Origin of the sequence: Amycolatopsis plumensis (genome assembly GCF_042652605.1) — a bacterium.
Taxonomy (GTDB): Bacteria; Actinomycetota; Actinomycetes; order Mycobacteriales; family Pseudonocardiaceae; genus Amycolatopsis; species Amycolatopsis plumensis.
The window spans coordinates 9598225-9610096 of record NZ_JBHSJY010000001.1; the positions used below are offsets into that span (position 1 = coordinate 9598225).

General features: G+C 67.6%; 8 protein-coding genes. 4 read left to right on the top strand and 4 right to left on the bottom strand.

Features of this window, described 5'->3' with window-relative positions; all coding sequences use genetic code 11:
- Nucleotides 1–282: 282 nt before the first annotated feature.
- The gene (locus tag ACFPLC_RS46435) at nt 283–2160 is read right to left on the bottom strand and encodes an ABC transporter ATP-binding protein (protein WP_378207396.1); all 1878 of its coding nucleotides are present in this window, start codon (nt 2158–2160) and stop codon (nt 283–285) included.
- A gap of 211 nt (nt 2161–2371) precedes the next feature.
- Here ACFPLC_RS46435 and ACFPLC_RS46440 point away from each other — a divergent pair, with 211 nt between their 5' ends.
- From ACFPLC_RS46440 to ACFPLC_RS46455, 4 genes are all read left to right on the top strand, one after another.
- Complete coding sequence (locus tag ACFPLC_RS46440; protein WP_378207393.1) at nt 2372–5503, top strand: lantibiotic dehydratase; 3132 nt, start codon at nt 2372–2374, stop codon at nt 5501–5503.
- On the top strand, nt 5500–6825 hold the full coding sequence (locus ACFPLC_RS46445) for a lanthionine synthetase C family protein (protein ID WP_378207390.1): 1326 nt from the start codon (nt 5500–5502) through the stop codon (nt 6823–6825). The genes ACFPLC_RS46440 and ACFPLC_RS46445 overlap by 4 nt, the downstream gene beginning before the upstream one ends.
- Nucleotides 6826–6966: 141 nt before the next feature.
- Nucleotides 6967–7170 carry a hypothetical protein gene (locus ACFPLC_RS46450; protein WP_378207387.1) on the top strand — a complete coding sequence of 68 codons (204 nt, stop codon included), beginning with the start codon at nt 6967–6969 and terminating at the stop codon, nt 7168–7170.
- A gap of 303 nt (nt 7171–7473) precedes the next feature.
- Entirely contained in the window at nt 7474–8700 is a 1227-nt protein-coding gene (locus ACFPLC_RS46455) for a lanthionine synthetase LanC family protein (RefSeq protein ID WP_378207384.1), read from the top strand.
- Between the two features lie 399 nt (nt 8701–9099).
- Here the strand turns inward: ACFPLC_RS46455 and ACFPLC_RS46460 are convergent, their stop codons facing one another.
- From ACFPLC_RS46460 to ACFPLC_RS46470, 3 genes are all read right to left on the bottom strand, one after another.
- Nucleotides 9100–10089, bottom strand: a complete 990-nt coding sequence (locus ACFPLC_RS46460; protein ID WP_378207381.1) for a GlxA family transcriptional regulator — start codon at nt 10087–10089, stop codon at nt 9100–9102.
- Entirely contained in the window at nt 10089–10220 is a 132-nt protein-coding gene (locus tag ACFPLC_RS46465; protein WP_378235622.1) for a hypothetical protein, read from the bottom strand. Before ACFPLC_RS46465 ends, ACFPLC_RS46460 begins: the two co-directional genes overlap by 1 nt.
- A 1129-nt stretch (nt 10221–11349) precedes the next feature.
- On the bottom strand, nt 11350–11685 hold the full coding sequence (locus tag ACFPLC_RS46470; protein WP_378207376.1) for an ArsR/SmtB family transcription factor: 336 nt from the start codon (nt 11683–11685) through the stop codon (nt 11350–11352).
- Between the last annotated feature and the right edge of the window lie 187 nt (nt 11686–11872).

Sequence of the window (11872 nt, forward strand, 5' to 3'; positions counted from 1 at the left end):
AGCAACTGGCTCGCCGAATGCCTGCATCTGCTCAACCACGGCAACAATTTGCTGCGCCTGTTCAAAGCCCTAGTCGCCTAAGGCGCCAAACAGGACATTTGGGTGTGGGTGGACGAGCACCGGGCTACCGGCGCCGACCAGCTGACAGTCCAGATTCTCACCGGCGACAACAGGACACGGTCCCGCGAAGAGCGGCGCCGCCACCACCTGGCATGGCCGACCCGCCTGCCCGCCCCAATACGGCGGGCAGGCGGGAGCGCCGCTCGCTCAAGGAGCCGCTGATCAGCTGGCCCCGCGGACCACCGGCTCGACGTGGTGCTCGGCGTACGGCGCGGACTGCAGGTCGTACAGGTCGTGGTACCGGCCGCGAAGGCTCATGAGCTCCTCATGGGTGCCCCGCTCGACGATCTTCCCCTGATGCAGCACGATGATTTGGTCCGCTTGCCGCACGTTCGCCAGCCGATGGGTGATGAGCAGGCATGTCCGCCCATCGCGTAAGGCGCGGAACGCCTCATAGACACCGGCCTCGGCGCGGGCGTCCAGGGCGGCGCTCGGCTCGTCGGCGACCAGGATGGGGGAGTCACGGAAAAGCGCCCGGGCGATGCCGAAACGCTGCCACTCGCCGCCTGACAGGTCTCTGCCGTGTTCGAACTCCCGGGAAAGGACGGTGTCCCAACCGGCGGGCAGGCGCTCAATGACAGGACGCACACCGGCGATCTCGACAGCGCTGGTGAACACGGCCTCGCCGCCGCCGGCCAGGTGACCGGCGCGGCCGAGCCGGACCGCCGCGGCAGCCTTCACCGGCCAGCGCGCCAGCTGCTGGGCCACCACGGCAACAGCGGCCGCGACAGACTCCTCGCTGCACTCGGAGAGGTCGGCGCCGTCCCAATGGATCGTCCCCGAATCAGGCGCGTAGAGACCCGTGACGAGCTTGGCGAGAGTCGTCTTGCCCGAGCCGTTCTCCCCCACCAGGGCGACGACCTGTCCCCGGCGGATCTCGAGGTCGATGTCGTGCAGGGCCGGCCGTACCTGGCCGGGATAGGTGAACGTTACCTTGGCCAGCCGAATCCGCTCCGGGTTCGCAGGGGCGCGGCACGGTCTTGTGGGCCGGGTGCGGGTACGGCATTCGAGCCGCAGCTTCTCGTAGAGGGCCACGTAGAAGCTGCTCTCGTAGAACTGGTTGACCGTATGAACACCGGCCGACAACGCCGCCGACGAGGTGCGCATGGCCAGGACTGCAGCGCCTGCCAGGGCCAGAGGCATCTGCCCCGTGTAGAGCAGGAGGCCCAGCGCGGCGTAGGCCGCGCCGGTGCCGATGCCCGTCAGAGCGCGTCCCATGAGGTGGACGGCAGTGGTGCGGAGCTCCGTCGTGGTGGACTCGGCGGCGAGCGCGGCACTTGCGGTCCGGTAGTCGGCGAGCACGGTCTCCGCCAGTGTGAAGGCCCTTAGCTCCGCGGCGGTATCGCGGCCGGTCAGCAGCCGGCCGGCGATCGCCTGCCGCCGCTGGGTGGCCACCATGCGGAGGAAACTCGCGTAGCCGAGCCGGGCGGCCTTCGCTGCTGCCCAGGCCGCCGGAAGCATGGCAAGGAGCGTCACCGGAACGAGCCATGGGTTCAGTGACATGACTGCTACTAGGGCCGCCAGCACTTGCACGCTGGCGGACAGCAGCGCTCCGGCATGCCTGAGGCTCGCCTCAATCGCTCTGATGCCTGCCCCGGAACCCTGCTCCACCAGTTCGCCGAAGCCCGCGTCTTCAAAGGCGATGAGCCGGACCTGGGAGACCAGTTCGTGGAGTTCGACCTGGGCCGCCTCGCGTACGCGGGGGATCGTGGCGCCGAGCGCGGCGGCGGCTGCCGCGTCGAGCAGGGCGCGGAGCGAGTACGAGACTGCGACCAGCGCGATCGCGGACAAAGCGGCGACGACCCTGTCGGCCGTCGGCCCGCCGGTGATCAGCTCGTCGATGACGCGGGCGCCTGCGACGATTCCAGAGACCGTCGCCAGGCCGCCGACCAGGTTCAGGAGGACGGCGAGGATCATGGTGCGCGGGGCCACGCGCCAGACGATCGCGAGAATGACCCGTGCCGCCGCGGGTATCGCGGCCAGACCGGCCCACAGGCTGGAGCCCGCGACCTCGCGGTCGATCCGGGTCCAGGGCGGCATGACGGGCTCGTCTCCACCGATGAGAGTCGTGACCGGTTCACGTGCAGGTTTCACACGTACAGCCTGTGAATTCGCGGGGAGGACGACAAGCCTGGGCGGCGCACATTGGCAGGAACGACGCTAAGTTTGGCAGGCACTCGCGTTGCTCGCCCACGGCGTCGCCAACAAAGATGATCGGCATGCGTCTGCATCTTGAAGGCGGGGAAGGCCATTGAAGAAATCAATACATGCCCGTGAACCGGTCTTCGACCCGGCATCCTTCGGGCTTCTGCGACTGCCTGTCTTTCGCGTCGAAACGGCTGCCTCCACACTGACCGATCTCGATCCCGAGGACCGCGAACAGGCCGGCCGGATGGCCACCTACCTGCGATCCGCCATCAAAGACGACGCCGTGCTCGAGGCACTCACGGTCTCGAATCCCGCCTTCGTTCGCGAGCTGAGAAAGCTCGGGGATAGCGACAACAATGACGGAGGGCGGCCGATCCCTTTCACGCGTCTGCGTCGCATGGTGTACACTCTCACGAAATACCTGATCCGGATGTCGCATCGGCCGACCCCTTTCGGGCTGCTGGCCGGAGTGGCTCTCATGACCGTAGGCGACGATCCCTGTTTCGAGTACCGTGGCCTGGGCGAGAAACTCGTCCAGGCCGATACTGAATGGCTACTCGGCGCCGTGTCGCGGTGGGAGAGCCAGCCTGCGGTACTAGCCCATCTGCGCCTGGTCAGGAACGATCTTGCTGTCCTGCGGGGAGAGCGCCTCGTGTTGCCTTACGTGCGGGATGTCGACAGTAAGGACATCATTTCCCGCACGCAGGAGGTGTCTGTCCGCTACACCGCCGCCCTGAGGCGCGTCTGGGAGCTCACCGAGCGCCCGATGGCGTTCGCCACGCTGGCGGATACACTGGCCGAGTCCTTCGGGGCGCCCGCGGAAGCGGTTGGCGGCATGCTTGTGCAGCTCGTCGAGCAGGAGTTCCTGCTGACCGACCTGCGACCGCCCGCTGACGCGCCGGACGCCCTCGGCCACGTGGCGAGCAAGCTGACCCCGGTCGCCGGACTGCGGGACCTCGGTGACCTATCCGCTGCATTCAGCACCTACGCCCGCCTTCCGATCGGCGCCGGGACGGTCCGGCTGAACGAGCTGACGACATCGATGAGCCGAATCCAAGTCAGCGAGCACCCGCTGCAGATCGACCTCGCCGTCGACGTGGACGCCCGCCTGCCGCCGATCGTGACGCAGCAGATGAGCGAGGCCGCCACGGTGCTGTGGCGCATGTCTCCCGACCCAATGCCCGAACACCTGCGCGGCTACCACAACGAGTTCGTGGAGCGGTATGGATATGGGCGTGCGGTGCCACTGAAAGAGATGCTCGATCCGGAACGCGGGCTCGGCGCTCCGGCGACGTATCTGCGCCCGCCGAGCACACGCCCGTTCGACAACCGGCAACGGCCCCGGCAGGAGCGCCAGGAACTGCTGACCGAGCTGCTTCAGGACGCGCAGCGCGCGCGGACCGCCGAGGTGGTCCTGACCGACGCGCTCGTAACCGAGCTTGCCGAGGAAGGCCTGGCGGCCAGGCCCCCGGCTGCCTTCGACATGGCCGTGACGCTGCTCGCGTCCTCACTGGAGGCGGTCGCGGTGGGCGACTTCCGACTGGTGGTCGCCAACGGGCTGGGCGGACCCGCGCCGGGCTCCTACTTCGGCCGCTTCCTGCCCCTCCTGAACGACACGACGGACCGCATCAAGGAACTGTACGGCCGGCCCGAGATGACTCCGCCGGACGCGCTCCTCGCGCAAGTCCGCTTTCAGCCCAACAGCTCGCGATCGGGGAACGTCAGCCGCGTCCCAGCGATGACCCCGCACCAGGTGGTCATGGGGGCTTTCGCGGAACGGGGCGACGAGCGGGTGCACGGCATCGACGACGTCGCGGTGGTGGCGGACCGCGACCGTTTTCATATCGTCATGGCCGCTTCGGGACGGGAGCTGGTCCCGATGGTGGCGCACATGTTGAACCCGTATATCGCGCAGCCGAACGCAGTCCGCTTCCTCAGCGAGGCGACGCAGGTGCGCCGGTGGAGCATCCGCCCATGGGAGTGGACGGGACTGGACCGCTTCCCCCATCAGCCGCGCGTCCGGTACAACCGCACGATCCTCGCTTCGGCACGCTGGCGGCTCAACCGGACCCTGCGTGACCCGTCGCTGCCGTGGCCGCACTGGCGTGCCGAACTCGGCCGGTGGCGCGAGCGGTGGTCGGTGCCCGAGCAGATCGAGATGACGAGCGACGACCAGCGCGTCGCCCTCGACCTCACCGTGCCGCTGCATCTGCGGCTGCTGTGGCGGGAGGCGCGCCGGGAGGTCCCGCCGATCATCACTGAGCGTCCCGCGGGCGGCGAGTATGGCACGCAGTGGTCTGGCGGCGTCGCCAACGAGATCGTAGTGCCGATGGTGCCACGGGCCGGCAGCCCCGCACCGACCCGTCCGCCGTCGATCGTCACCGTGTCCGAGCAGCAACGGCACGTCCCGGGTGGTGACTGGGTCTTCGCCAAGCTCTACGTCGCGGAAGACCGCCAAGACGAGTTGCTGACCGAACAGTTGCCGAACCTGCTGGAGTCCGTCGGCGCGGACGCCGAACTCATGTTCTTCATCCGTTACCGCGATCCTGACGCGCACCTACGCGTGCGTTTCCATGGCAAGCGATCCGTGCTCAACGCAAAGCTGCTTTCTCGGCTCCACGACTGGGCCGCGCGATGCTGCGCAACGGGGGTGATCCGGCGGCTGGCGCTCGACACCTACGAGCCGGAGGTCGCCCGTTACGGCGGGGAGAAGGTGCTGGAGCAGGCCGAGCGGGCCTTCGGAGCCGACAGCGGAGCAGTGCTACGGCAGCTCAAAGCCATCGGTTGCGGGACGGTGGAACTCGATCCGGTACTGCTGGCCGCAGCCAACTGCATCGACATCTGCCGCGGCTTCGCTGCGGAGCCGGGCTGGATGGGCCGGTTCCTCGAGGCCTACCCCAAAGGCGGCCATCATCCGGCCTTCCAGGCTCGCCGGGACGTGGCGCGACGTCTGCTCGACGTGCACGGGGAGTGGAACGCACTGGCGGCGGAACCGGGCGGGCCGGAGATCCTGGCCGCCTGGCAGGAACGAGCGCCGGCTCTGAACGAGTACGGCCGCGCCCTGCGCGCGCAGATCGGGGACGACGGTCCCCGCGAGACCCAGGTCGTCACAAGTCTGCTGCACATGCACTGTAACCGCCTGTTAGGCATCGATTCAGAGGCGGAGCAGTCCGCCTACGCCGTCGCCCGCGGTGCCGTCGCGGCGCACCTTGACCGAACGAGGTTCGTACGATGACCGACCTTCGAGACAGGGCCGGTGAGATCGCCGGATTCGTCGCAGGGCGTCTTCGCGATCTTGACCGGCTGCGGCGTTCGATCGACGACAGCGCGGCGCTCGCCCCCGGAAAGCCCGAGGAGCGCGCTTACCAGGAGCTGTCGCTGGCCATGGGATACCCCGGCGTTGTGCTGCTGTTCGCCGAGCTCGGGCGGACCGATAAGGCGCACCGTGAGACTGCGCACCGGCTGCTCGCCGAGGCCGCCACCAAGCCGCACCCTGCGACCGGCGGCTCACTGTATATCGGGCTTCCGGCACTGGCCTTCGCTGCCAGGACAGCCGTGATGCGGCCTGGCGAGTACCGGTCACTGCTAGAACCGCTGGACCGTTACATCATGGACCTCGCCGAGCAGCGCACCCGCGTCTGGCGCGAACGTCTGGACGACCCGGCGCATGTCGCGGGTTCAATGGGCCTGTACGACGTGATCAGCGGTATGAGCGGGCTCGGCCGCTATCTGCTCTTGAAGGCAAACGAGGATGACCGGGTGCTGCGGGACGTGCTCGGCTACCTAGTCGCCATGACTGGAAACGGCGAGGTTGCCGGGCATAGCGTGCCGCGCTGGTGGGCCGCCGGTGGGCCGCGCCTGGACATCCCGCCCGGCCCCGAGTACCGCCACGGCCACGCCAACGTCGGTGTTGCGCACGGCATAGCGGGACCGCTAGCGCTGCTGGCCCTGGCGTGGCGGTCGGGAGTGCGAGTGCCCGGCCAGCGGGAGGCGATGGAGCGCGCCGTCGCGTGGTTGCTGCACTGGCGCTGCCCGGACGGCGCCGGCGTGTGCTGGCCCGACACGATCACGCTTGAACAGCATCTCGGGGGTGAGCGGCCGACACCGGCGTGCGTGCCCACCTGGTGTTACGGGATTCCCGGCATCGCCCGCGCGATCCAGCTCGCCGGCCTGGCCCTGCAACGGCGCGACTGGCGGGCCGCCGCACTCGGCGCGATGCACTCGCTGCTCGACCGGCCGGCCGCTGAGTGGGAACCGGCCTCGCCCTCGTTGTGCCACGGTTCGGCAGGGGTGCTGCAGATCGCGTTGCGTATGTCCGCCGACAGCGACGGAGACTCGACCGCGGCCGACATCGCGGAGCTGGCCGCCGGGCGCACCGTCGAGCTATTCGACCCAGACCTCAATCTGGGATTTCGCTACCGGATACCGCCGCCGAGGCGATATCTAGAGGGCCCGGGGATGCTCGACGGGGCGGCGGGCACCGCGCTCGCGCTGCACGGCTACGCCACTGGACGGGTGGCAGACAGCGACTGGGACGCGGCGCTGCTCATTCACTAGAGCGCTGCTGTGAACGTACGGCGCCGCCGGGAGGCGCGCTGCGGGCGCGCACGGACGATGATCCGGCCATGCGTGCCACGAAGACCGGCAGAACCGGACCTCTGCGGAGATCGCGGAGTGCGTTACGGAAGGAAATAGTATATGGAACGACCCGACAATGTTCTCGGCGCATTCGACTTGCAGATGCGCAGCATTCCCGCGCGTGTTCAGGACGAGGCCGTGACGCGGATGACCATCTGCTCGGCCAATACTCAGTACCAATGCACGCTGAGCCCCATCCAGTCCACCTGCACACAGCCGACGTGCACCGACACCTGCTGTTACCAGCACTCGCGCGTCTGCTGACCTCGAGGGACGGCCGCCGTGGGCGGCCGTGTCCCCACATCCGCCACCACCTTGATGAGAGGCGCCATGCTGACCAATATCTCACACGATCTCGACGGACTGTTCGACCTGGAGATGCGGAGCGTCCCCGTCCGCGCGCAGATCGCGCAGTCGCTGCCGTTCCAGCCGGCGTCGCAGACGACGCCTTACATTTGCACGTATAGCCCTCACATGTCGAGCTGTACCCTCCCGACGTGCACGGACACGTGCTGTGAATTGGGATCCCGGGTCTGCTGACTCTCGACCAACACAACGGACGACACCATGTCGGCTTCCACGGCGCGTGAAGTCGCGCGACGCGTGCTGGATCCGGCGATCCGGTCGCAGGCGCTGAGGCGGCTGGCTCGCGCCACGCTCAAGCCGCAGGTGAACATCTGGTCGCCAGCCGGCGTCTCCCTCGGAGGCGCCGGCCTGGCGATCCTGTGCGCGGAGCTCGACGGCCGGTTCAGCGATGAGGGCTGGGACGTCGCCGCGCACGCGCTCCTCGCGTCGGGGCTCGCCGAGGCGAGCGACCCGGCCCGTCCCCTGGCACTGTTCTCCGGCGCGGCCGGATACGCCGCGGCGGTCTGGCTGGCCAGCCGTGACGGGACTCGCTACACGGGGCTGCTGGCTCAGCTCGACGCCGTCTTGCTGCCGCGGATGCGCGACTTCGCGTCCGCGCCGCCGTCCGGCCCGGCCGCCTACGACACGGTCAACGGTATGGCGGGCTGGGTGGGGTACCTGCTCATGCGGCTGCGTTCGCCAGAGATCGAGCAGGTCGTCGCGCTTCTGGCCGAGGCGCTCGCGAATGTGCTGCTCTTCCCCGGCCGCATGGCCTATCGCCAGGACGGCGCTTTGCGGCTCGACTACGGGTTGGCGCACGGCGTCGCAGGCCCGCTAGCGGCTCTCGCGCTGATCGAAATCCACGGCGGGACGGTGCATCCAGCGACGTCGCGAGCTCTCCGTGAGGCCGGTCTGTGGCTGGCCCGTCAGGCGACATGGCGCTCGGGATGTCTGCTGTGGCCGGCGGGCGCGGAGCCGGACGTCCGCGGCGCTCCGCTCGCCCATGTGCCGGTGAAGAATGCCGGCTCCTGGTGTCACGGCAGCGCGGGCATTGCGCGAGCCGTGTATCTCGCCGGCGTCGCGACCGGCACGCCGGAGCTGACCGACGTGGGGCTGACCGCGATAAGGACGCTCTGTGTCCAGCCGCCGCTCCTGCACTCGCCCAACCTCTGTCACGGTCTGGCCGGACAGGCGGCGTTGCTGCAGTGCTTCGCCCGGGACACCGGCGACCCCGTGGTCGAGACAGCGGCGGCACGTGCGGCAGCCAAGCTTGCGCAGGACTTCGCACCCGGGTCTCTGCTCGGCTATCTCGACACGGAGCAGCCGGGAGTGCGAGCGGAAAATCCGGGATTGTTGCGCGGAGCCGCGGGCGTGGCGGCCGTCCTGCTGGCCGCCGAGCACGTGACGGCTCCCGAGCCGGGCTGGTCCCGGCTGCTTCTCCTGGCTTGAGGACACGATGTGGCAGAACACGCCGCTCGAGGCGGCGCCGACGCCTGTGTGGCCGGGGGAACCGCGGTGGCACACCAGCATCATCACGAGCTACTAAATACGTACGCTCCGTGTGAGACTGGTGCGGGCTGGGAATGGCAGAGAGCGACGAACATCGGCGGTTACGTCCCGTCGGAAAACCGGTTCTTCTGGCAGTTTTGGCGAACCACCGGCGACCGGCCGCCGCGACCACCTCCATCCCGTGCCCGGCAAGCAGTGTGCAGTTGAGCGTCAATGTGTCAGCCCGCATCGGTTCGCGCCTGCGCCAACGGCTGAACAGCGTGCCCGCAGACAAAGCATCCACACGACCAGACCAAGAGGTCCGTCAGCTAGCTGATGAACTCTTACGAAATAACGAGGTCAGTATTGTGTTCCCACGTTGTCTTCATTTGCGGACGGGCCGCCGAAGACCTGGCGATACGCGCGCGGTGAAACGCCGCGTCGTTTGAGGAACCTTTCACGCAGCACGGTGGCGCTGGCGTATCCGACCCGTTGGGCTACTTCCTCAATGGACAGCGTGGTGCGCTCGAGTAGCTCTTCGGCGCGCGTCAGGCGCCGGTGCAGCAGCCAGGCGTGCGGCGTCGCTCCGGTCGCCGCTTTGAACCGCCGGGCGAAGGTGCGGGGGCTCATCAGAGCCCGCGCGGCGAGCTCGTCGACCGGGATGGGGCGGTGCAGGTTGCTCGCGGCCCAGTCAAGGACAGCGGTCAATCGCTTGTCGTCGTTGTCGGCCAGCACGGGTGTCTCAATGTATTGGGCTTGCCCGCCATCGCGGTGCGGCGGAACGACCATGTCGCGGGCGATGGTGTTGGCGACGAACACGCCGTGTTCGCGCCGTAGTAGGTGTAGGTAGAGGTCGATGCTGGCGGCCGCGCCTGCCCCGGTGATCACCTGCCCCTCGTCGATGTACAACGCTTCCGGTCGCAGGGTGACAGCTGGGAAGCGGGCCGCGAAGTCGGCCGCGAACCGCCAGTGTGTGGTGGCTTGGGCGCCGTCGAGGAGGCCGGTGGCTGCGAGATGGTACGAACCGACACAGTGGGTAGCGATGATGGCCCCACTCTCGTGGGCGGCGCGGACTGCGTCCACAGCCGCGGCGGACGGCGGGGATCGGAACGTGTTTCCGGGTAGTAGCAGGACAAGGTCGCCCTTGTCGAGCTCCTCCAAGCCGTGGTCGACGGTGAAGCTGAGACCGATGTCGGTCGTCACCGGTCCGGGCCGGTCCGTGCAGAGCACGACGTCGAAACGGGGTACGCCCAGGTGCACACGGTTATTGAACATCTCTGCAACCAGACCGAGGGACAGCATGGTGGCCTGCTTCGGCACGTACGCCGTGATCGTCGCGAAGCCCGCCATCAGAGCTCCGCGGGCGGCGTCAACGGCTGAGCAGACGCGTCTAGTACGGCGGTGTAGTAGCTGTCGATGCACGACACGGTCGCCTCGCACGGGCGAAGTAGCCACGCGTAGCTGCTGTAGAACGCGGCCAACTGCGCCTCACGCTGAGCGCACGGCTTGAAGCCGCGGATCGGATGTGCATCTCCGCCGACCAGCGATGGTTCGCCGTCGACGACTTGGATGCCGTGCTCGGTTACCACTGCCTCCCCTAACGCGACGCCGGCAGGGCGGCCGGCAGCGGTTGCATGATGGTGGCTGGCGCCGCCGACCGTTCGGTCAATCGCAGGACGCCTTCGGGTGACGACACCGGCCGCGCAAGGCGCTCGACCTGGCGTCGACGTCCTGGTCGATAACCCCGCGCCCGTCCCGGCTGGCCGGAACGTCGCCTCTTCCCGTGGCATGACCCCTCAAACGACCGAACCACCCGTCGTCCGACCCACTTTCCAGCGCGCTCACGATATTGCCCCGCAGTCGCGACCGAAAGGGAATTGTAATCGCGGGGCCGTCGGGGCACCGGAGCATGAAGGCCACCTTCGACCAGAAGACTCTCGAATCCACCTGCCTCGATGGGGAATCGGAGACGTTCCGCCGGCCACGTTGTTACTGCGGACACCAACGGTCACACCGTGTACCACAGTTCCCACGGGGTGTAGATGCCGCGACTCTGATTATACTTGCATTCGAAGCTACGCCAGTGACCGCTAAGCACACCACCCCAGCCATCGTCTGTACAGTCCGCGTAGCTCCCGTAGTCGGCATACTTGATAGGCAACGCGACGCCCGCGTCTGCCGTTTCCGTCAATGTAAACGTCGCCACAAGGATCCCAACTGCAGCGATACCAGCGCGAAGCGTTTTACTCATCACGGGGCCTCACTTCTATCAGCAACTTGATCGATACTGGTGACATGTATATTCGAATAGTGACAACCCTGACGGACGGTGAGCGCCCACGACGCCGCTCTGCCCCCAGGAGCGGCGACGTTCCCGGAGGAGCCACTGCCCGCAGCGCTGACGTCGCTCTTCATGTGGTGGAAGCTAGCGCGCGGACAGGCCTTGCGATCCCCGTTTTCACTATTGCCGAAACCGGATGGCCTTCATCCAGAACAGCTGCGGTAATCGGCGGACAACACGAGAGAGCGGGCATCGCGGTGGCCGGGGAAGGTGGCGTCTGCTCGCCACCTACTGTCTCCCCGTAAGACGGAGCACTCGGTCACACATGGTCACCGAAGAGCGGGAGATGAATCCTCCTGCGCACCCACCAGGATGGCGTCAAGCAAACCGGGATAGCGCGCGTCCAGATCGTCGCGCCGCAATGACAGAAGGTTCTCCCGACCCGCCGGACGCTGCCAGATGACGCCGCTGTCGCGCAGAACGCGCCAGTGATGCGTGAGCGTCGACTTCGAGATCGACGTTCCGAGCTGGAGCCCGACTGTCCCGCAGGCGTGCTCGCCACCCTCGGCGAGGATTCGGGTGATCGCCATCCGAATCGGATTTCCCAACGCCGAGAGCACGTTTTCCATCCGGATCTGCCCAGTGGGCGGGTGCTGGCCGATCATCCGGTCAGTATAGGTGACAGTTCGACTCAACGCACACAGTCGTACCTTCCACGAGCCACCCCCCTTTCCCATTGATCGATTGTACGTTAACTTACGTACAGTCGTACTGACTGTCCGCTCGTCCGATCCGAAGGGTGTTCCTCCCCCATGTCCATTCCGCCCACCACGCCTGCTGGACCACGCCGAA